This is a genomic window from Niallia yueguangensis, from assembly GCF_052663115.1.
The window spans coordinates 204,483-225,422 of record NZ_JBQTCX010000005.1; the positions used below are offsets into that span (position 1 = coordinate 204,483).

Annotated in this window: 16 protein-coding genes, 2 pseudogenes and 1 riboswitch; of the genes and pseudogenes, 15 read left to right on the forward strand and 3 right to left on the reverse strand. The window is 36.7% G+C overall.

Features of this window, described 5'->3' with window-relative positions; genetic code table 11:
- Nucleotides 1–35: 35 nt before the first annotated feature.
- The 3 genes and pseudogenes from ACTYA4_RS07130 to murB all read left to right on the forward strand — a co-directional run bounded on the left by ACTYA4_RS07130 (nt 36) and on the right by murB (nt 3,513).
- A pseudogene (locus ACTYA4_RS07130) lies at nt 36–662 on the forward strand (LysE family translocator).
- 68 nt (nt 663–730) lie between these two features.
- Nucleotides 731–1,584: pseudogene (locus ACTYA4_RS07135) on the forward strand (ABC transporter ATP-binding protein).
- Nucleotides 1,585–2,601: 1,017 nt separating this feature from the next.
- The gene (gene murB / locus ACTYA4_RS07140) at nt 2,602–3,513 is read left to right on the forward strand and encodes a UDP-N-acetylmuramate dehydrogenase (protein WP_443480626.1); all 912 of its coding nucleotides are present in this window, start codon (nt 2,602–2,604) and stop codon (nt 3,511–3,513) included.
- Nucleotides 3,514–3,651: 138 nt separating this feature from the next.
- Here murB and ACTYA4_RS07145 read toward each other — a convergent pair whose 3' ends face one another.
- The 3 genes from ACTYA4_RS07145 to ACTYA4_RS07155 form a co-directional block, all read right to left on the reverse strand.
- Entirely contained in the window at nt 3,652–5,085 is a 1,434-nt protein-coding gene (locus ACTYA4_RS07145; RefSeq protein WP_443480599.1) for an oligosaccharide flippase family protein, read from the reverse strand.
- Between the two features lie 49 nt (nt 5,086–5,134).
- The gene (locus tag ACTYA4_RS07150) at nt 5,135–6,328 is read right to left on the reverse strand and encodes a glycosyltransferase (protein ID WP_443480600.1); all 1,194 of its coding nucleotides are present in this window, start codon (nt 6,326–6,328) and stop codon (nt 5,135–5,137) included.
- 287 nt (nt 6,329–6,615) lie between these two features.
- Nucleotides 6,616–7,239: a VanZ family protein gene (locus ACTYA4_RS07155; protein ID WP_443480601.1), complete on the reverse strand. Its 624-nt coding sequence runs from the start codon at nt 7,237–7,239 to the stop codon at nt 6,616–6,618.
- A 610-nt stretch (nt 7,240–7,849) separates the two neighbouring features.
- On the opposite strand from ACTYA4_RS07155, the gene ACTYA4_RS07160 reads away from it, so the two are divergent.
- The 12 genes from ACTYA4_RS07160 (at nt 7,850) to ilvD (ending at nt 20,725) form a co-directional block, all read left to right on the forward strand.
- On the forward strand, nt 7,850–8,434 hold the full coding sequence (locus tag ACTYA4_RS07160) for a molybdenum cofactor guanylyltransferase (RefSeq protein ID WP_443480602.1): 585 nt from the start codon (nt 7,850–7,852) through the stop codon (nt 8,432–8,434).
- A 43-nt stretch (nt 8,435–8,477) separates the two neighbouring features.
- Nucleotides 8,478–9,740, forward strand: coding sequence for a molybdopterin molybdotransferase MoeA (locus tag ACTYA4_RS07165; protein ID WP_443480603.1), 1,263 nt, complete (start codon nt 8,478–8,480; stop codon nt 9,738–9,740).
- Nucleotides 9,737–10,213: a molybdopterin-guanine dinucleotide biosynthesis protein B gene (gene mobB / locus ACTYA4_RS07170; protein WP_443480604.1), complete on the forward strand. Its 477-nt coding sequence runs from the start codon at nt 9,737–9,739 to the stop codon at nt 10,211–10,213. Before ACTYA4_RS07165 ends, mobB begins: the two co-directional genes overlap by 4 nt.
- A gap of 237 nt (nt 10,214–10,450) precedes the next feature.
- Nucleotides 10,451–10,556, forward strand: a riboswitch (SAM riboswitch).
- Between the two features lie 87 nt (nt 10,557–10,643).
- Nucleotides 10,644–12,005: an N-acetyl-S-(2-succino)cysteine lyase gene (locus ACTYA4_RS07175; protein ID WP_443480605.1), complete on the forward strand. Its 1,362-nt coding sequence runs from the start codon at nt 10,644–10,646 to the stop codon at nt 12,003–12,005.
- Between the two features lie 24 nt (nt 12,006–12,029).
- Nucleotides 12,030–12,515, forward strand: a complete 486-nt coding sequence (locus tag ACTYA4_RS07180; protein WP_443480606.1) for a GNAT family N-acetyltransferase — start codon at nt 12,030–12,032, stop codon at nt 12,513–12,515.
- A gap of 252 nt (nt 12,516–12,767) precedes the next feature.
- Entirely contained in the window at nt 12,768–13,553 is a 786-nt protein-coding gene (locus ACTYA4_RS07185; protein ID WP_443480607.1) for an amino acid ABC transporter substrate-binding protein, read from the forward strand.
- A gap of 22 nt (nt 13,554–13,575) precedes the next feature.
- On the forward strand, nt 13,576–14,241 hold the full coding sequence (locus ACTYA4_RS07190; RefSeq protein ID WP_443480608.1) for an amino acid ABC transporter permease: 666 nt from the start codon (nt 13,576–13,578) through the stop codon (nt 14,239–14,241).
- Nucleotides 14,242–14,253: 12 nt separating this feature from the next.
- Nucleotides 14,254–15,039, forward strand: coding sequence for an amino acid ABC transporter ATP-binding protein (locus ACTYA4_RS07195; RefSeq protein WP_443480609.1), 786 nt, complete (start codon nt 14,254–14,256; stop codon nt 15,037–15,039).
- On the forward strand, nt 15,020–16,171 hold the full coding sequence (locus tag ACTYA4_RS07200) for a M20 peptidase aminoacylase family protein (protein ID WP_443480610.1): 1,152 nt from the start codon (nt 15,020–15,022) through the stop codon (nt 16,169–16,171). The genes ACTYA4_RS07195 and ACTYA4_RS07200 overlap by 20 nt, the downstream gene beginning before the upstream one ends.
- The gene (locus ACTYA4_RS07205; protein WP_443480611.1) at nt 16,162–17,520 is read left to right on the forward strand and encodes an MmgE/PrpD family protein; all 1,359 of its coding nucleotides are present in this window, start codon (nt 16,162–16,164) and stop codon (nt 17,518–17,520) included. Before ACTYA4_RS07200 ends, ACTYA4_RS07205 begins: the two co-directional genes overlap by 10 nt.
- An 89-nt stretch (nt 17,521–17,609) precedes the next feature.
- Nucleotides 17,610–18,743: an alpha-hydroxy acid oxidase gene (locus ACTYA4_RS07210; RefSeq protein WP_443480612.1), complete on the forward strand. Its 1,134-nt coding sequence runs from the start codon at nt 17,610–17,612 to the stop codon at nt 18,741–18,743.
- A 305-nt stretch (nt 18,744–19,048) separates the two neighbouring features.
- Nucleotides 19,049–20,725, forward strand: coding sequence for a dihydroxy-acid dehydratase (gene ilvD / locus ACTYA4_RS07215; protein ID WP_443480613.1), 1,677 nt, complete (start codon nt 19,049–19,051; stop codon nt 20,723–20,725).
- Nucleotides 20,726–20,940: the final 215 nt, after the last annotated feature.

Genomic DNA, 20,940 nt, shown 5'->3' on the forward strand with positions numbered 1-20,940 from the left:
ATTTAGATGGAACGAATAGTTAAGGAGTGAGGAAGATGGATAACTTTTTTACTTTTATTGTATTATCACTATTTGTTGTGATGAGTCCTGGTGTAGATACAGCGCTTATTACAAAACGAACCATTTCGGGCGGCAAAAAAGATGGATTTAAAATTGCATAAGAAATTACAACAGGATCATTAGTTCATACATTTGCTGCGGCATTTGGTTTATCGGCTATTCTAATGCAGTCTGCACTTGCTTTTGAAATTGTTAAATATGTTGGTGCTATTTATTTAATTTATTTGGGGGTATCCTCTTTTTTAACACATAAAAGTAAAAAAAATACAGGGGTGGAGCAGAAAAAACAGTCCTATTCTAAAGTGTCTGCTTTTAAACAAGGGGCATTATCCAATATCCTTAACCCAAAAGTGGCGATGTTTTTCATCACATTTTTACCACAATTTGTCCAGCCTGGAACAAGCACTACATGGCAGCTTATAACAATGGGCATCGTTTATACACTATTATCCATCAGCTGGTTTTTTGTATATGTTTTTTTTATTCATTTTATGCGGGAATGGCTATTATCCGCTAAGGTGCAAAAAGCGATGGATAGAATTACAGGTGTCGTATTAATAGGATTTGGATTAAAATTAGCATTAGCAAAACGGAATTTATAAAAAGGCAGGAGCAGTATTTGCTGTTCCTGTTTTTTAAATGTCGAAAACGTAATAAAGGAGCAATCACCTTGAATATACTTTCAACTGAACATTTAAAAATTGGTTATGAAGAAAAAATCATTGTGAAAGATTTAAGCTTTGACATTCAAGCCGGAAAAATAACAACGATTATTGGCCCTAACGGATGTGGGAAATCGACTATTTTAAAAACATTGGCAAGAATACATAATTAAAAACATTGGCAAGAATACATAAAGCGAAGTCAGGATTTGTGTATTTAGATGGGAAACAAATACATAAAATTCCTACAAAGCAAATTGCCCAAAAGATGGCCGTTCTGCCGCAATCACCAGATGCACCTGCTGGTTTGACTGTTTTTGATTTGGTTTCATACGGTCGTTCACCTCATCAACGAGGTTTTGCTCGCTTAAGTGAAAAAGATAAAGAAGTGATTGAATGGTCACTGCAAGTAACAGGTTTAAAAGATTTAATGGACCAAGATGTCGATAAATTGTCTGGCGGACAAAGACAAAGAGCGTGGATAGCGATGGCCATTGCTCAAGAAACAGATTTATTAATTTTAGATGAACCGACAACGTATTTAGATATGGCTCATCAATTAGAGGTATTGCAGCTGTTAAAAAAACTAAATAAAGAGGAAAATAGAACGATTGTAATGGTTATCCATGATTTAAATCATGCTGCTCGTTTTTCTGATCGAATGGTGGCCATGAATAAAGGGACATTAATGAAAGAAGGAACTGCAGATGAAGTGATGACGTCTGAAGTATTAAAAGATGTTTTTCATATCGAAGCAGTTATTGTAAAAGATCCGAAAACAAATAAACCGGTATGTTTGTCTTATGACTTAATAGAAGCACATGCAGATAAGACTTTGAAACAAGCTACAGCTAGTGTGTGAAAAATAGAAATTTTTAACATGAAATAGATTCGAAAACATATATTTAAAGATAAGAAAGCATAAGAGTTTTAACTTAGATAACTGTCTAGCTTCGACGTACAGGACGTGGCGTACTTAGTCGATTTTCCTTTTTTGCGTATTTAGCCGGCCAGCGCCTAGCTCCTGTGAAAGATAACCTCTTGACTCAAAAAGTGTATTTTACTTTTTGAGTCAAGAGAACATTTTTCTTCGGGGCTGAGCAAGGCGCCTGCGCTTTTCTTATGTAAGATATATAAAAAGTTCACAGAATTTTAGGCAAAGGAAGCCCATTCCTTCAGGTGTGGGAGTAATTTTCTTTTTTGAACATTTTGTTAAAAGATACAATTGTCCTGTTTTATATGTTATAATTATTGTGCAAACAAATGTTCGATATGGGGTTTTGTAATGGTAAAGGAGACAACGCCTTCCTACGTATTAACGATGGAATTATGGACAAATCCTTCTATTATAAAAGATATAGAGAGTGATTTAGAAGTAAGTCGTGTCTTGGAGAACTATTAAAACGTGAAAGCGTTGTGAAAAGACGTTTGAAATGTTTAATCTTTACATGATAAAGAAGTAGAACGAATAGAGAAACAAGGTATAATAGTGTTAAATTCCGGCATTCAATTAAAAAACAAGAAAGCTGCAGCAGTAGTTTAAAAAACAAAAATGGCGGTGTGACCTACCGAGTCTGTGAGGACCATAGATGCAGTCGCAAATGGTAACAGAGGTTGCTTTGGCTGTGAAAGTTCTGAATAAACCTTTAAACATAATGTTTATTAATGTCAGTGCTTAATTCCCAAGCCGTCCACTAGTAAGAGTGTGGAGTGTGTGAATGTACTTGTACATGTATGAATTAAGAGAAGCAAGAGTTTTTCAGAACCCCATTGCTTAAGCGATGGGAGTGTCAGATAAATTTGATTACATTTGTCGTACGCTTTTATCATAATGGTATACAATAGAAGCAAATATGTAGAGAAGGTAAAGGTTGATATGATGGAAAAAAATAAAATAATTACTGACTTTATGGAAATTTTATCGGTAGAGAATGTTAAAATAGATGAACCTTTAAATAAATATACGTACACTAAAATTGGCGGAAAAGCTGATTTTCTGTTATTCCCTACAACATATGAGCAAATACAAGATGCGTATCAATATGCATTAAAACAAGGTCTTCCTATCACGATATTAGGAAACGGATCCAATGTGTTAATTAGAGATGGGGGAATAAGAGGGGTTGTCTTTAATTTAACTAAGTTAACAGATATTACATTAGAGGATAATAAAATAATTGCACAGTGTGGTGCAGCAATTATTGAAACATCAAGATTTGCTTTAGAGCAAAGGTTAACAGGATTAGAGTTTGCTTGTGGAATTCCCGGTTCTGTTGGTGGTGCTTTATATATGAACGCTGGTGCGTATGGCGGAGAAGTAGCTGATGTTTTAGAAAGTGCAAAGGTGTTGACAAAATCCGGTGAAGTGATGGTGTTGACAAAAGACGATTTAGAATTAGGATATAGAACGAGCAGCATTCAAAAAAATGGTTTTATTGTATTAGAAGCCACATTTTGCTTAACGGAAGGAACTCATGCAGCGATTAAAGCAAAGATGGATGAGTTGACTTTTTTGCGTGAATCCAAGCAGCCGCTTGAATATCCTTCTTGTGGAAGTGTCTTTAAAAGACCGCCAAATCACTTTGCAGGAAAATTAATACAAGACAGTGGGCTGCAGGGGACAAAAATCGGCGGTGCACAAGTATCAACGAAGCATGCTGGTTTTATCGTAAATGTTGAAAATGCAACAGCAAATGACTACCTCTCTTTAATTCAGCATGTCCAAAAAACAGTAAAAAAGAATTTTGATGTAGACTTAGAAACGGAAGTAAGAATTATTGGGGAAGAATAAGTTTCAGCGTTCTTTCTATTGCATTTTATAGGAAGGTAGGCTTTTTTAATGTTATACAATGATTTAAATGCGAATGAAGATTTCTTAAATTACGATAAGGATAACAAAAAATGACCGAGAGACTATCCGCCTCTCTGGTCATTTTTTCTCTAACTTGATGGCTATTGGGTCAGCCTCCCTTACTCCACTCTTTACTTTTAATAACTCTTTAATAGTAGATGCTTGAATCAGCAAGGCAATCACCATTAGTAATATCGTAAATAGAATAATATAATTTAGATGAAATACATTTAAAACAGCACTTACTAACAAGATGCAGAATACAAGATGATGTTTAACCGTTGAAAATTTCATGCCATTTTTATTGGAAAAATAAGTTCTGGCAATAAAGAAACACAGATAGGATACAGATGTCGCGATAGCTGCCCCTGTTGCCCCGAATTTAGGGACTAATAGAATATTAAGTATTAAATTCGGGATGACCGAAACGACACTAACCCAAATATTCAGATAGCTTTTTCTAGAGAATACAATCCCTAAACAAGTAGTTTCACTTACTGTATACATAATAGGCTGCAGACATAAAAACGCAATAAGATACTTCGAATCTGAATAGCCGCTTGAAAGAATAGCTGCTATAAAATCCTTAAAAATTAAAATACCAAAAAACACAATAGACATGAACAATAAAATGGAATCACTCATTAATTTATAATATTTCAGCTCTTTTCCTTCTTCATGCCATCTATACGCCATCGGAACCCAATAACTAGTAAAACTAGTTTTAATAATGGCCAATGTTCCCGCTATTTTCAGCGTTGCCGTAAATATCCCGATATTATAATAGTCACTCCAAATTCTTAAAAAGATTCTATCAAGCGAGTTTAATAAGCCTGTTAAAGAAGTAGCCACAACGAGCGGCAGCCCAAATATCACCATTTTTCGCAGCATATCTTTATCAACGGAAAAATGGTTGAATGAAAAGAGATATCTGTACCTAATTACTAAATACAAGTCGCCTAAAATTTGTCCAAAAATAGTAGAGTAGACGACAGCCAGAAAATCTCTTCTAATAAACAAGACAAAAATTAAAGTCAATATCAACATAAAAAGTTTAACAAAAATATTAAGCAAGGAATATTCTAACGCTTTTTCTTCCATCCGAATAGATAGCAAAATAAACCTTTCGATTACCATAAATACGACCATGACACCAATAAGTATCACTGGGATGATATGATTTGGACTGCTGAATAGCCAAACGGATATTTGTCTGGAAAATATAATGGAAATCAAAAGTATTAAAACGGCTATTGCCAATGGGATAAGTATTGCCTGTTGAAATAAGTGCAATTTATTTTTGGATGAATGATACTCCCTTGTATACGATTGATCTAATCCTAGGTACAAGAAGGACGCTAAAACCATTTGAAGCAATAAAAACATACTTGCTTTTCCATATTCATCCGGATGAACAAAATGAGTCGTTAATGGTATCGTGATAAATGCAATAAACGCACCCAAAACAGGTCCCACAGAAAAACCAATGAATTTTTTTATAACTTGGTTCATACAATTTTGCAATAGATCGGTATCTATTGTCTACTCCTTTTTGTTTGTATTATTCTTCCAAAATAGCATAAAAATAGTCTTCTAATTGTTTATTTAAAGGCTGCAAATTATGATCTTGGACAATCTTTGCTCTGGCATTTTGCTGAATAGTGCCCCATTTTTCTTTATTGGAAAGAACTTCCTCGATTTTTTCCGCCAATGCAGCACTATCTCTTTCAGGTACTAACCAGCCGTTTTCATTATCTTGGATCAACTCTGGTATTCCACTATGATAGGTTGAAATGACTAATTTCCCGATTGCCATGGCTTCCATTAAAGCAACTGGAATTCCCTCCATATCGCCATTTTGAGCAACCACACTTGGCAGTAAAAAAATGGTGCAGTCTTGTAAATAGGCTTTGACTTCTTCATTCGGTTTTGGCCCTAATAAATGAATGTTATCCTGATTACCAATTATTTCTGCAAGTTGGCTCTTTAATGGTCCATCTCCGATTATATTTAATTCGATATCATATCCTTTTTCTATCAGCTTTTGAACAGCTTCAATTGCATAAATTGTCCCTTTTTTTTCCGTTAATCTTGCCACTGTTAAAAGTTTTATCCGCTTTGTCGGGACGATTGGATTGAATTGAAAATCATCTACATTGATTCCCATATAGTGAACCTTTATTTTATTTTCACTACATCCCATTCCCACCAGCTTTCCTTTCCAATAATGGCTGATCGGCAAAAATAAGTCTCCGTATATAAATAAATCACGATAAATATCGCTTCCTGCTTTATCAATGTAAGTTGACATATCGTATCCATGAAAAACAGTCACTAATTTTCCATTCAATACTCCTAAATTTTTAAGAGCAGACGCAAAATTTCCACTTGGCCCAAAATGTGCATAAAGAATATCATATTTTCCACTCTGTTTACTAAGAGCGTCTATTGCAAACAGTAGTTTAAAAGATAAACTTCCATACTTTAAAGCTTTTAATGTAAGAATTGGTCTTCTAAAAAAACATTTTGGCAACAGCGCCATAAATCTAGTTATCTTTGAAAGATGTTTGCTAGGATTTTTATAATAAATCATATTTTTGATATTTTGTTGGAGAAAAGAAAATCCAGTTTTTTCATCACTCGAACCAGCTAATACACTAACTTCATGACCCTGGGCAATCATGCCGTCCACCTGTTTACTAACAAAGGTTTGAGAAAGATTAGGAAACCGATTAACTACAAATAAAATTTTCATTAGCGACCTCTTTTATTTAACATTTAGTATTATACTTGTGATGCTATATTGTATGAACTTTTCTCAAATCAGCTTGAATGAAGTCTAGGACTAAACATATTATCCATAAAATAATCAGCAATTTTCAACGAAAGACCAAAAAATTAACATAAACTTTACCTAATTCGCACCTTTTTTACAAAACTCCCCTAGATGAATAAAGAAGAAACGTCTTCCTACAAGAAGACGCTTTTAGGCATTGGGGGGTCAGGAAGAAAATCGTTTTTGATATTCTTCAGATTACCTATTTACTGATTAAAATAAAAAATAATCGTTTTGCTTTTATCTACTATTTTTTTTGTTAAGCTGAAGAATAGATACCCAATAATTGCTCCTGCCATATTCAAGATAAGGTCATCTATATCTGCTGCACGATCGATGGTAAAGAAGTACTGTGTTAATTCAATTGTTAACGAAGATAAAGCAGCCACCATAATAGTAACAATCAGTTTAAAACGTCTTCTATAGATGGCTGGAAAAAGGAATCCGAAAGGAACAAACATAATAATATTGCCAAGCGTATAGAGCATCCAGAACATAGGTGGTTTATATTTATACTGATAAAGAATTTGTACATAAGGAACTAAGTTTAAGTTTCCTTGATTTCCTGGCGGCGAAAAGTGAAATGGGTTTAACGTAACATACAAAACAATTAATAAGTAAAGAAAGAAAATATTTTTTAATATTTCTCTCGTGAATATAAAATTCCGATGCTGCTTATATCTATGAAAACGATAATAAATCCAAAAGGGAACAATCATAAATAGGATAATTGGAAAGTTGAGAGACAGCTGTATATCGCTTTTAATCCAAATAAGGAAAAAGATGAATATAATTAATATTGGGAGAAAAAACTTATTAAATAGGTTCACTTTTGATCTAAAATCCTTTCAAGTAGTATCTTTATTATATATATATGGAGGTTGTTTTAAAAGTAGAAGAGTAATTGTTATTGGGAAATAATCATAAGGTTCTCTTCACAACCTCTGTTGGAAAAGAAGTACTTGCAGAGCCCATACTATCAAGATGGCTTAATCAATGTCAAACATTTCTACGTTGTTGGAAAAATTGAACATACACAGCACTGTCTCTTCTCTACATTGTCGAAATTTTCTCATAATAAGATCCTGGCTAATGTGGTAAAATACTTTCTAAAAGATGTATTTATCATATTTGTATTAAGGCTTTATCATCATAAAAAAATGGCTGTTTTTGTATAGATTGTTGCTTTTAACCCCGCAGCCCGAATACACTTCGCTTTCCGTGGGCGAGCGTCGAGCCTCCTCGTCGCATACGCTCCTGTGGGGTCTCGTCTTTCTCGCATTCCCACAGGAGTCTACGTGTATTCAGTCTGCTGAGTACTTCTTCTCCCATTTTTTTTTACGTGAATAACAACAAACTTTGAGAAAACAGCCAAAATAATTTTTAATTCTATCTATTTGATAATTAAATAAAACGTTGTTGTAGAAAGGAATAGTATAGATGGCTAAAGTAGATGAATTAATTGGCATTATATTAGCTGGCGGGCAATCAAAAAGGTATGGTGAACCAAAAGCGTTTGCTAAAAGAGAGGGGAAATTTTTTTATCAATATTCCATAGAGGCTTTGGTATCAGTTGCGGCTAGAATCTATCTTGTAGCCCACCCGAATATCAAAAATCGATTTAAGTGTAATAAGGGAGTGGAAGTGATAGAAGATCTTAAACCATTTCAAGGGTATGGTCCATTGGCAGGAATCTACTCAGTAATGGATGAAATAGAAGCAGAATGGTATTTCGTTTTACCAATAGATAGTCCGTTTATTACGAAACAGACGATTGAGAAACTACTAAATTCTATTCAAGAGGGAGTGGAAGCTGTGGTTCCCTTAGTAAACGGTAAAGCTCAGCCGCTGATTGCTGTCTACCATCGAAAGGTGAAAGAACAAATACATCAAGCATTAAGAAAAAATGCTTTGTCGGTGAACGGTTTATTAGAACATATTTCTGTTAAGTTTGTAGAAGACTTTAACGAGGAGATATTCGTTAATATTAATAACCGAAGCGATTATACAAAATATATATTGTGAGGAATTAAAGCGATAACGTAATGAATGTAGGGAGGAAGAGTCGATGACACTTTTTCGTAAACCGATTCAAGTGGAGGAAGCTATAGAAAAAGTATGGAAGTACCGCCAGCGGGGGACTACGCAAACAGTTAAACTTAAAAAAGCGATGGGGCATTTTTTAGGAGAAACAATTATAGCTACTACAGATATACCAAGGTTTGATAAATCACCTTATGATGGATTTGCCTTGCGGACAGAGGATACATTTGAGGCTACTTCTGAAAATATTGTAGAGCTGGAGGTAGTGGATTATATAGGAGCAGGGATGGTAAGCGCTAAAAAGATTCAGCGATCTCAGGCAGTGCGAATTATGACAGGTGCACAAATACCAGAAGGCTGTGATGCTGTCATGATGCTTGAGCTAGTAAAGGAAATAAAGAAAAATGGGAAGCCATATATTCAAATAAAAAGAAGCCTGAAAAAAGGCGATAATATCTCTTTTCAAGGAGAAGATATTCAGAAAGGTACAAGATTACTAGAAAAGGGAGTGAAGATAAATCCTGGGGTGCAGTCTCTATTAGCAACCTTTGGTTATAGTGAAGTGAAAGTTATGCGTCAACCTGTTATCGGAGTATTTGCTACTGGCAATGAATTGCTGGATGTGGATGAACCTCTTGTCTCAGGGAAGATCCGCGACAGCAATAGCTACATGCTTTGTGCTCAGATTGAACGAAGCGGGGCTGTGGCTAAATATTATGGGAAATTTCCTGATTCATTTGAAGATATCTGTGAATTCATTAAAAAATCAATAGATGAGGTGGATGTGTTTATAACTACTGGAGGGGTCTCTGTTGGTGATTTTGATTACATGCCCTTAGTATACGAGAAGCTTGAAGCAGAAGTTCTTTGTAATAAAATTGGAATGAGGCCAGGAAGTGTAACAACTATCGCTGCATTAGATGGTAAATTATTGTATGGATTATCAGGAAATCCTTCAGCATGTTATGTTGGTTTTGAGCTTTATGTACGCCCTATTATCCGAGATATGCTGGGAAGCAAGAAGCCATTTGCGAAAAGAGTAAGAGCTATTTTGGCAAGCGATTTTCCAAAAGCGAATCCATTTCCTCGATTTGTCCGTAGTAAACTTCATTTTCAAGATGCTAGAATATTTGTAACACCAGTAGGGAGGGATAAATCAAGTGTGATCTACTCTCTTGCGTTTGCAGATTGTTTGCTCGTTTTGCCGGGAGGAACAAGAGGTTATCAAAAAGGAATGGAAGTCGATGTGCTTTTATTAGAAGATCAAGAAGGCAGGGAAAATTATTGATTGTTCAATTCGTAGGTTATCAAAATAGCGGAAAAACGACTGCGATGGAGTGGACGATTCAGGCATTAACAGAAAAAGGAATTCGAGTAGTTGCTCTAAAGCACCACGGGCATGGTGGAACACCCAGTTCGTATTTAAAAGATTCGACAAAGCATAGAAAGGCAGGAGCTCTTGCCAGTGTCGTCGAAGGAGAAGGTATTCTACAATTAGAGATGGCTAAACAGGAATGGAGCTTTGAAAAGGTACAACAATTGCTTTCCTTTTTAGATTATGATGTTCTGTTGGTGGAGGGATATAAAAAAGAGCGGTTTCCTAAAGTTGTTTTTTTACGTTCAGAGGAAGAGAAAAAAGAGTTTGCTTCACTTGCAAATATTCAGTATATCGTTCCATATTGTGAAACACTCGATGAAAAACAAGGATATTTACATAAAATTGTACAGTGGATAGAGGATGAAATAAATAAAAACAACTAGATTCTTCCCTAAAAAAGAGCGGCTCAAAGATATGTATATGAGACAGCCCGCTTGTGTGTAATTGATGTCAATGGTTAAAATAAACGAATATTAGTGATGAAAAAAGAGATAGTAAATAATAAAAAATTTGTCGAATATTAATATTGACATTAAATATCACGGAAGGTATATTAGTAACCAGTTATTATAATTCTTATAAGCTAAGTTGGAATTAAATGATAAATAATGTATAAATAAAACTTATCCAGAGAAGTGGAGGGATTGGCCCGATGAAGCTTCAGCAACAGGCTTAACAGCACTGTGCTAATTCCACTGAAACATACATTGTTTCGGAAGATGAGTATTCAAACTCTTCTGGATGAGCAAGAAGAGTTTTTTAATTTGCTAGAACGCTTAGTAACGAATAGTACGACAAGAGAGGACGAAACAAATGGGATCTCATGTTATTGATATGATATTGCTGCAAAATAATTTTGGAACACCACAAATGCGTCAAGTTTGGTCAGAGCAAAATCGATTACAAAAACACTTTGATGTAGAGGCTGCCCTTGCTTTGGCAGAGGGGGAATTAGGTGTTATTCCTAAAAAAGCAGCGGAAACAATCGCAAGTAAAGCAAAAGCAGATTTAGTTGATTTTAATGAAATTGCCGAAGAATCAGCAAAAGCCAAACATTCATTAAATGCTACGATAAAAGCTCTGCAGTCTCTTGCAGGAGAAGACGGAGAATTTGTGCATTTCGGGGCGACAACACAAGATGTTGTTGATACAGGAACGATGCTGCAATTAAAAGAAGCACATGAATTGATTGTGTCGGAGTTAAAAGAAGTAGCGAGAGAGCTTGCACGACTCGCTTCAGAATATAAAACTACACCGATTTCAGGCCGAACGCACGGAATGCAAGGATTGCCAACAACCTTTGGGTTTAAGCTATCTGTTGTGTTAAGTGAAGCAGCAAGACATTTGGAACGTTTAAAGTCATTAGAATCTCGCACTTTTACCGGAGTAATGGCAGGTGCTGTCGGTACGTATGCTTCTTTTGGAGAAAAAGGACCGGAAATAGAAGCGAAAACATTAGAAAAGCTCGGATTATTGGTTCCAGAAATTTGTTGGCATTCTTCAAGGGATAGAGTGGCAGAATATGCAAGTGTCATTGGTTTAATAAGTGGAACTTTAGGTAAGCTGGCAAATGAATTTTACAATTTGATGCGCTCTGAAATTGATGAGGTGGAAGAGCCGTTCAGCAAAGGGAAAATTGGAAGTACAACCATGCCGCATAAGCGCAATCCGGCAGCGTTGGAAGGTGTTGTAAGTTTAACACGTCCTATTTTACATAGTGTTTCCCTTATTCAAGATTCTCAAATTGTAGAGCATGAACGAGATGCTATGTCGTGGAGAGGGGAGTGGATTGCCCTTCCGGAAATTTGCATCTATTTATCTGCACAGCTTGCTTCTACAAAAAATATTTTAAAAGGATTAATTGTAAAACCGGAAAATATGTTAAGAAACTTAAACTTACAAGGCGGTTTACTTTTATCAGAACGCATTATGTTTGCTCTTGCTGAAAAGTACGGTAAACAAACGGCTCATGAATTAGTTTATGAACTATCCATGAAAGCTATTGAAGAAGGACAAGCTTTTCAACATGTCTTGCTAGAAAACGAGCAAGTATCGAATGTGTTGACTGCTGACGAGATAAAGGATCTTTTAAACCCAGAAACCTATTTAGGATCTGCTGTTGAAAAGGTAGAGCAAGTGCTTAACAGCATACAAAAAACAGGGTTGCTTGATTAATCAAAGTAAAGCGGGGGGTTAGTCATGAAAGAAAATTTCCGTCTGGCGGTTCTGGAAGATGCTGAAAAGGTATTAGATGTTACGTTAAAAGCATATCAGTCGATTAGAGATTTAGGAATAAATTTTGCGGCAGCACATGCAGATATAGAAATGGTGAAAAAGCATATTACGAATAATTTATGCTACGTACTTGAGCAAGATGAATCTATTATTGCTACCATTGGCATTCGCCTTCCTTGGGGAGCGCAGCCAGGTCCGGCTGGTTTTCCGCATATTGGCTGGTTTGCAGTCGATCCTACGATTGGACAAAAAGGAATCGGCTCTAAAGTATTGTCCTTAATAGAAGACAAGATAGCCAAAGAGTTAAGAAGTCCTGCTGTAACATTGGGCACAGCGGAAAATCATCCGTGGCTATCGCAAATGTATGAGAAAAAAGGATATTATCAAATAGGAACAACAAATCTCGGACGAGGTCATACAACGGTCTTTTATAAAAAAGACCTTGTCTAAAAGAAAGGCTGTTTTCTCAAAGTTAGTTGTTTTTTACGTAAAAAAATGGGAGAAGCAGTACTCAGCAGACTGAATACACGTAGACTCCTGTGGGAATGCGAGAAAGACGAGACCCCACAGGAGCGTAATGCGACGAGGAGGCTCGACGCTCGCTAAACGGACGAAGTGTATTCAGGCTGCGAGTTTAAAAGCAACATTCTATATGAAAACAGCCAAAAGAAAAAATAATTATACAGATAGGAAGAACAAATAATGAAAAAGTTTTTAAGTTTATTATTAATTGGATTATTAGTAGTTGCATTAGCAGCTTGCGGCAATGGCAATAAATCTGGTGCAGATAAAGAAGAAAAAGTAATTAAAATCGGAGCAACAGGTCAAAGTTTTCCAAATACCTTTAAAGATGGAGAAAAATTAACTGGCTTTGATGTTGAGCTTACAGAAGCAATTGCGAAAAATTTAGGCTATGAAGTGAAGTGGACATTAACGGACTTTGCTGGTTTAATGGGGCAGTTAGAAGCTGGTAAACTTGATACAGTTGCAAACAATGTTGCAGTAACAGAAGAAAGAAAAGCAAAATATAATTTTACAGATGGATACACATTTTCTGGTACACAGGTTGCTGTAAGAGAAGACAACGATGAAATTAATACATTGGATGATTTAAAAGGAAAAACAATCTCTTCCGTTATTGGTTCTAACCAAGGAAAGAACTTTGAAGCATGGGATAAAAATAAAATAGCAACATTAAAACCATATGAAACACGTGAAAGTGCAATGCATGAAGCAGTAACAGGCAAAGTAGACGGATATGTGAACAGTTCTGCGATTTTAAAAGCCGAAATTAAAAAGAGCAAGCTTCCACTTAAATTAGTTGGGGAGCCAATTTCCCACGATGTAACAGCATTTCCATTTGCTAAAAACGAAGAAGGCGACAAGCTTTTAAAAGCGTTTAATGAAGAACTAAAAAAATTACGTGAAGACGGCACGTTGAAAAAACTCTCTGAAAAATATTATGGAGAAGATATAACTATAGAATAAAAGACTTGAGGTGTATACCTGAATGAATATTGAATATTTTTTATCCGTTTTTCCCAATGTGATAAAATACGCACCACAAACGATCATCATGGCAGTTTCTGCTATGATGATAGCTTGTATATTTGGATTAATATTAGCATTAATTAGAAAAAGCCGCCTTCCTGTACTGACACAACTAGCGGCTGTTTATATTTCTTTTTTCCGTGCCATTCCAATGCTAGTGCAATTATTTCTTTTTTATTATGGAATTCCACAGATTATTCCGGGATTAAATGATATGTCGCCAGTAACCGCAGCTATTATTGGGTTAAGCTTAAAAGAATCCGCCTTTTTAGCAGAAATTTTCCGTGCAGCGTTAAATTCTGTTGAAAAAGGGCAGTTGGAAGCATGTTTATCTGTCGGGATGACAAAGTTTCAAGCTTATCGAAGAGTAATATTGCCACAAGCGGCAAAAAATGCTCTTCCTGGATCTGGAAACACATTTATTACCCTTATTAAAGAAACAGCCCTTGCTTTTACGTTAGGTGTTGTAGAAATGTTTGCGCAAGCAAAAATGATGGCAGCGGAAAGTTTTATATTTTTTGAAACATACTTAGCTATCGGGCTTACTTACTGGGGAATTGTCATCGTTGTATCATTCTTGCAAAAATTATTAGAAAAAAGATTAAATAGAGCGTATCAACAGTAGGAGGATGACAAAATGATTTCCGTTAAAAATTTGCATAAACGATTTGGAGATTTAGTTGTCCTAAATGGTATTGATATGGAAGTGAAACAAGGTGAGGTTGTAGCAATTATTGGTCCTTCTGGGTCTGGTAAATCTACATTCTTGCGTTGTTTAAACTTATTGGAAACCCCTGATCAAGGAGAAATTGAAATAGGGAGTGCGAAAATTAATGCAGAAAAGTTTTCCAGAAAAGAAGCGTATCAGTTAAGACAACAAACAGCCATGGTTTTTCAGAACTACAACTTATTTAAAAATAAAACAGTGTTGCAAAATATTACTGAATCTTTACTAATAACGAAAAAAATGAAGAAGCAAGAGGCAAACGAAAAAGCGTTTGAGCTTCTACGTTCAGTGGGTCTTTTTGAGAAGAAAGATAGCTACCCGATTACGTTATCAGGTGGACAGCAGCAGCGCGTTGGAATTGCCCGGGCTTTAGCTGTTGATCCTCATGCGATTTTATTTGATGAGCCAACATCGGCGTTGGATCCGGAGCTTGTATCAGAAGTGCTGCAAGTCATTCGCACAATCGCCAAAAAGAATACGACAATGATTATTGTGACACACGAAATGGCCTTTGCGAAAGAAGTGGCAGATAAAGTTATTTTTATGGCAGATGGCAATATTGTCGAGCAAGGTACACCTCAAGACGTATTTGTAAACTCGACTAATCCAAGAACAAAACAATTCCTGAAACAAACAAGCAGAGAAAATGGGGATTCCACTGAGGAGGCACTATTAAATGGCACTATCTCAAGTTGAAGCAACATTACAGCAGAAATTAATTGCATATCGACGTGAACTGCATGAAAATCCAGAGTTGTCATTCCAAGAAGTAGAGACAACGAATAGAATTAAAAAATGGTTATCAGAAGCGGATATCACTATTTTAGACTATTCATTGGAAGTAGGAGTGATTGCTGAAATAAAAGGAGATCTGCCAGGTCCGACGATTGCAATACGTGCAGATATTGATGCGCTACCGATTAAGGAAGAAACAAAGGTTGATTTTGTATCGAAAAAAGATGGTGTCATGCACGCTTGCGGACATGATTTTCATACATCATCCATTATTGGTGCTGCCATTCTTTTAAAAGAAAAAAAAGCAGAATTAAGAGGTGCTGTGCGGTTTATTTTTCAACCAGCGGAAGAAATAGCCCAAGGTGCAAAGGTAATAGGAGAATCCGGTGCTCTTGAAGGAGTGCAAGCTATTTTTGGAATGCATAATAAACCAGATCTTCCAGTAGGGACCATCGGCGTTAAAGAAGGTCCGTTAATGGCAAGTGTAGACCGGTTTGAATTAGATGTAATTGGTGTTGGCGGTCATGCGGGCATTCCGAATAACAGCATTGATCCAATTGTTGTAGGCGGACAAATTGTTTCTAGTTTACAATCGATTGTGAGCAGAAGTTTAAGTCCATTCCACAACGCAGTAATCAGTGTCACACGTTTTCAATCAGGGAATACGTGGAATGTTATACCGGAGAAGGCAGAGATGGAAGGAACTGTCCGAACGTTTCAAGACGAAGCACGCAAAGAAATTCCTAAATTAATGAAGCGTACAGCAGAAGGAATAGCGGCAGGTTTTGGGGCAACCATTGATTTCCGCTGGAATGAGTATTTGCCTGTTGTCAATAACAGCAGTAAATATACGAAGGTTGTTCAAGATGCTGCGGAAGATTTAGGGTATAAAGTAGTGGATGCTGTTCAAAGCCCTGGTGGAGAAGATTTTGCATTTTATCAAGAAAGCATCCCTGGTCATTTTGTATGGGTTGGTGTAGATGGACCGAAGGAATGGCATCATCCAGAATATTCATTAAATGAAGATGCGCTTATTGTGGCAGCTAATTATTTCTCTCATCTTGCTGTAAAAGTGTTGGACGAATGGCAGTAAATAAAGAAACGTTAACAGCAAAGTTTGTTCAATCTATATTAAATAGTGATCCACTTGCTTCTAAAAGAGTCATTCAATATGCAAAAATGGGCATTATTGATTACCTTGCTTCCAGCTATGCAGCTAAAGAGGATTATAGTGTAAAGAAGCTTTGCAGATTAATAGATTTAGAAGATGAAAAAAGAGGAGCTCCGATTATTGGTCAATCGAAAAAAGCCTCTCCTATACAAGCAGCGCTTATCAATGGCTTTATTGGTCATGCGCTGGATTATGACGATGTGCATGCTGAAGTACGTGGTCATCCGAGTACAGTAATATTACCTGTGCTCTTTTCTTTAGCTGGAAAAAACCCGAAAATAGAAGGAGCAAGACTGTTGGCTGCTTATATAATCGGTGTAGAAGTAATGGCGCGATTTGGTCAGGCTGTTGGGAAGGATCACTATGTGAAAGGCTGGCATAATACAGGTACTTTAGGGATAATAGCTGCAGCAGTCTCAGGCGGTTATTTGCTAGGATTTAACGAAGAAGAGTTATGTAAAGTCATTGGTTTTGCAGCAACTCAGGCAAGTGGTCTCCGTTTCCAGTTTGGCACAGAAACGAAACCATTGCATGCTGGTTTAGCTGCACAGGCAGCGCTTCAGTCAATTGATTTTATAGAGATCGGTTTAAGTGGTTCTTTAACAGGTTTAGATGGCCGAGTTGGATTTTTTTCTGTGTATGGAGAAGGAGCAGATTTTGCAAGCCCCTTTTTATTAAACGATTGGAATAAATCGTGGAAAATTGAGGGTTTATGGTTTAAATTATATCCGTTTTGTTCAGCAGCTTGCCATGCAGCAGATGCGGCACTTGAGCTCATGAATGAAACAAGCGTTAAAATAGAAGAAATGAAAGAAATCACCATTATTTATCCTCCTGGAGGAGATGCTGCACTAGTCGAGCAAAACCCGCGCACTGGTGAACAGGGGCGGTTTAGTGCTGAGTATATTGTCGCTTCGATATTGCTTCAGTTTCCTTTAACATTGGAACATTTTCAGCCAGTGGAAATTAAGGCTGAGATAAAAAAATTAATGAAAATAATCAAGAGAGAATACGATGAAAGTATTCATCCAGCGGTTGATAGTATGCCAAAAGGCAGATTTACCATTGTCCAGATTGTAACAAATAGTAATGAGATTATAAGTAAGCGGGTGGATGCTCCGAAAGGATCTCCGAATAATCCATTAACCCTTGATAAGTTGAAGGAAAAACTAGATAACAGTATAGAGGATCAAGCTCTTTCTTATTGTTTAAAACAGATAATAGATAACCTTCCAAAAGATAAAGCTTCTACATTTTTATCGATTTTATAATGAAAAAGCACTTCTGTTCTATTTTTCCAGAAGTGCTTTTTTTGTAAAAATAAAGTAATCTTAAAGGTATGAACTTGAGGGGGGATAAGATGAGTACTCAATCATTTACAACGATTAATAAAGAAACAAAAGACTTGCCAATATTCATTGAAGAATGGGAAGAAAAAGCAAAAGCGAAACTGGAAAAAGGCCCTTTTGATTATATAAGAAGTGGGTCTGGTGATGAAGAGACGTTAAATGCAAATCGGCTCGCCTTTCAAAAATGGTCGATACTACCAAGAGTTTTGAGAGATGTATCGTTAAGTGCTGTAACAACCACTCTTTTCGGAAAAGACTTATCGTTTCCGTTAATATTATCGCCAGTAGGCTATCAAGGGCTTGCAGATGAAGAAGGAGAGAAAGCGGCTGCAAGAGCAGCAGCCCGTGCTGGGATACCTTATATAGCAAGCACTGTTTCTACTTATTCACTAGAAGAAATAGCTGAAGCTGCTCCAAACGGAAACAATTGGTTTCAGTTATACTGGTCACGGAATAAAGAAGTGTCTGCCAGCATGGTGAAAAGAGCAGAAAAGGCTGGTTTTCAGGCAATAGTTGTTACAGTGGATACAGGTTTACTTGGATGGAGAAAAAGTGATTATAAAAATGGTTTTGTTCCGTTGCTGGAGTCTTTAGGGGACGCGAATTATCGGAATGATCCAGCATTTCAAAAAAGTGTACCAAACTGGAGTAATGAAAATATAGTGGAGACTATCTTAAAAAATATTCTGCATCCAGACTTAAACTGGGAAGATGTCCTTTTTTTAAGAAAACATACAAAATTACCAATCATTTTAAAAGGAATTCTTCATCCAAAAGATGCAAAAAAAGCAGTTAAACTAGGGTTTGATGGTATCATTGTTTCCAATCATGGTGGACGTCAGCTTGATGGAGCAATCTCTAGTTTAGATGCATTGCGACTTGTTGCGAAGGCAGTAAATAAACAAATACCAATAATGGTTGATGGCGGAATACGCAATGGAGCCGACATGTTTAAAGCGATTGCCCTTGGAGCGGATGCGGTTGCAATTGGACGTCCATTTATGTATGGATTATGTGTTTCTGGTGAATTAGGCGTAACCTCTATTATTGAAAATTTGAAAAAAGAATTTGAATTAGCTTTGGCACTATCTGGTGAGGTATCGGTGCGTGATTTATCAAAGGATAATTTATATCGGATAAAGTAACACTGACTTTCATCGGTTTTCCGTAATAAAGTTATATTAAAATAATTTATGGTATAAAGATTAATATCGAATAATTACAAAGTAGTATGTATGATTTAGGGAAAAATCTTACACTTAACAAGTTTGTTCTAATGTGATATGTTAGGAAATGTGACAAAAAAATTTTTTGTAAATTCATCTAAAAATTATTCTCCAAGAGAAAAAAATAAAAACAATATTACCATTTTTGAAGTAATAATGTTACAATATACAAAAGTTTAAATATACTGATTTTTTGTTTTTATTGCATATATGGAGGGGTAGAAGTGACAGGATTAAGAAGTGACATGATAAAAAAGGGGTTTGACCGTGCACCGCATCGAAGCTTATTGCGTGCAGCAGGGGTAAAAGAAGAAGACTTTGGAAAACCATTTATTGCAGTTGTAAATTCATATATAGATATTGTGCCAGGACATGTACATTTACAAGAGTTCGGAAAAATTGTCAAAGAAGCAATTCGTGAAGCTGGCGGAGTACCGTTCGAAATGAATACAATCGGCGTTGATGACGGGATTGCAATGGGGCATATTGGAATGCGCTATTCATTGCCAAGCCGCGAAATTATTGCAGATTCCATTGAAACGGTTGTAGCAGCACATTGGTTTGATGGAATGGTTTGTATTCCGAACTGTGACAAAATCACGCCAGGAATGATGATGGCATCGATGCGCTTAAATATTCCGACTATCTTTGTCAGTGGTGGACCAATGAAAGCCGGCGTAACAAGTGATGGCAAAAAAATCTCGTTATCATCTGTATTTGAAGGGGTTGGAGCATACCAATCCGGAAAAATTGATGAAAAAGGGCTGAAAGAATTAGAGCAATTTGGCTGTCCGACTTGTGGATCTTGTTCAGGTATGTTCACAGCCAATTCTATGAACTGTTTGGCAGAAGCGCTTGGACTTGCTTTGCCAGGAAATGGGACAATCTTAGCTGTTGCTCCTGAGCGTAAAGAATTTGTAAAAAAATCTGCTAAACAGCTGATGAATTTAATCAAAGCGGATATTAAACCAAGAGACATTGTAACAGAAAAAGCAATTGACAATGCATTTGCGTTGGATATGGCGTTAGGTGGATCAACAAATACAGTGCTTCATACGCTTGCTTTAGCAAACGAAGCTGGGGTTGAATATCCACTTGAAAGAATTAACGAGGTTGCTGCTAGAGTACCCCATATCTCAAAATTAGCACCTGCATCTGATGTGCATATTGAAGATTTGCATGAGGCAGGAGGAGTATCAGCAGCCCTAAATGAATTATCGAAAAAAGAAGGCGCTTTGCATCTTGATACATTAACAGTATCAGCTAAAACATTAGGAGAAAATATTGCAGGTTGTGAAGTGAAAGATCATAATGTTATCCGTCCAATTACGGATCCTCATTCGGAAAAAGGCGGATTAGCGGTATTATTCGGAAACTTGGCTCCAGATGGTGCTATTATTAAAACGGGTGGAGTACAGAAAGGTATTACACGCCATGAAGGTTCTGCTATTGTTTTTGAATCGCAAGAAGAAGCATTAGAAGGAATTTCAAAAGGAAAAGTAAAAGAAGGCCATGTTGTAATCATCCGTTATGAAGGACCAAAGGGTGGACCAGGAATGCCGGAAATGTTAGCACCAACTTCTCAAATCGTTGGAATGGGTCTTGGAGCGAAGGTTGCTTTAGTAACAGACGGTCGTTTTTCCGGGGCATCAAGAGGTTTATCCATTGGCCATACATCTCCAGAAGCAGCAGAAGGCGGCCCGCTAGCATTTGTAAAAGATGGCGATCAGATTGTAATCGATATTGAAAACCGTACAATGGATGCTATCGTTCCAGAAGAAGAATGGGAACAAAGAAAAGCAGAATGGAAAGGCTTTGAGCCAAAAGTAAAAACAGGCTATTTAGCTCGTTATTCTAAACTTGTAACATCTGCAAGCACTGGTGGAATAATGAAAATCTAACAAGTTTTTTATATAAATGGCAATGTTAAAGCTAATTGTTGATTTTGGCACCATGTTGATTTTCGTTCCAAGCGAGAGACTCCTGCGGGAAAAGCGAGTCAGAGGGAACCCCACAGGCGCACAGCGCCGAGGAGGCTCCCGGACCGCCCGCGGAAAGCTGCAATCAACAGGCAAGTTTAACAGAGTCATATAAATAAAAAAGGGTATACTCTGGA

Bases quoted from the DNA above. Each gene is read 5' to 3' on its own strand.
- ACTYA4_RS07185 (WP_443480607.1), top strand. From the start codon at position 12,768: ATGAAAAAGTTTTTAAGTTTATTATTAATTGGATTATTAGTAGTTGCA.
- ACTYA4_RS07160 (WP_443480602.1), top strand. From the start codon at position 7,850: ATGGCTAAAGTAGATGAATTAATTGGCATTATATTAGCTGGCGGGCAA.
- ACTYA4_RS07190 (WP_443480608.1), top strand. From the start codon at position 13,576: ATGAATATTGAATATTTTTTATCCGTTTTTCCCAATGTGATAAAATAC.
- ACTYA4_RS07175 (WP_443480605.1), top strand. From the start codon at position 10,644: ATGGGATCTCATGTTATTGATATGATATTGCTGCAAAATAATTTTGGA.
- ACTYA4_RS07205 (WP_443480611.1), top strand. From the start codon at position 16,162: ATGGCAGTAAATAAAGAAACGTTAACAGCAAAGTTTGTTCAATCTATA.
- ACTYA4_RS07180 (WP_443480606.1), top strand. From the start codon at position 12,030: ATGAAAGAAAATTTCCGTCTGGCGGTTCTGGAAGATGCTGAAAAGGTA.
- murB (WP_443480626.1), top strand. From the start codon at position 2,602: ATGGAAAAAAATAAAATAATTACTGACTTTATGGAAATTTTATCGGTA.
- ACTYA4_RS07145 (WP_443480599.1), bottom strand. From the start codon at position 5,085: ATGAACCAAGTTATAAAAAAATTCATTGGTTTTTCTGTGGGACCTGTT.
- ACTYA4_RS07200 (WP_443480610.1), top strand. From the start codon at position 15,020: ATGGCACTATCTCAAGTTGAAGCAACATTACAGCAGAAATTAATTGCA.
- ACTYA4_RS07165 (WP_443480603.1), top strand. From the start codon at position 8,478: ATGACACTTTTTCGTAAACCGATTCAAGTGGAGGAAGCTATAGAAAAA.
- ACTYA4_RS07150 (WP_443480600.1), bottom strand. From the start codon at position 6,328: ATGAAAATTTTATTTGTAGTTAATCGGTTTCCTAATCTTTCTCAAACC.
- ACTYA4_RS07210 (WP_443480612.1), top strand. From the start codon at position 17,610: ATGAGTACTCAATCATTTACAACGATTAATAAAGAAACAAAAGACTTG.
- ACTYA4_RS07195 (WP_443480609.1), top strand. From the start codon at position 14,254: ATGATTTCCGTTAAAAATTTGCATAAACGATTTGGAGATTTAGTTGTC.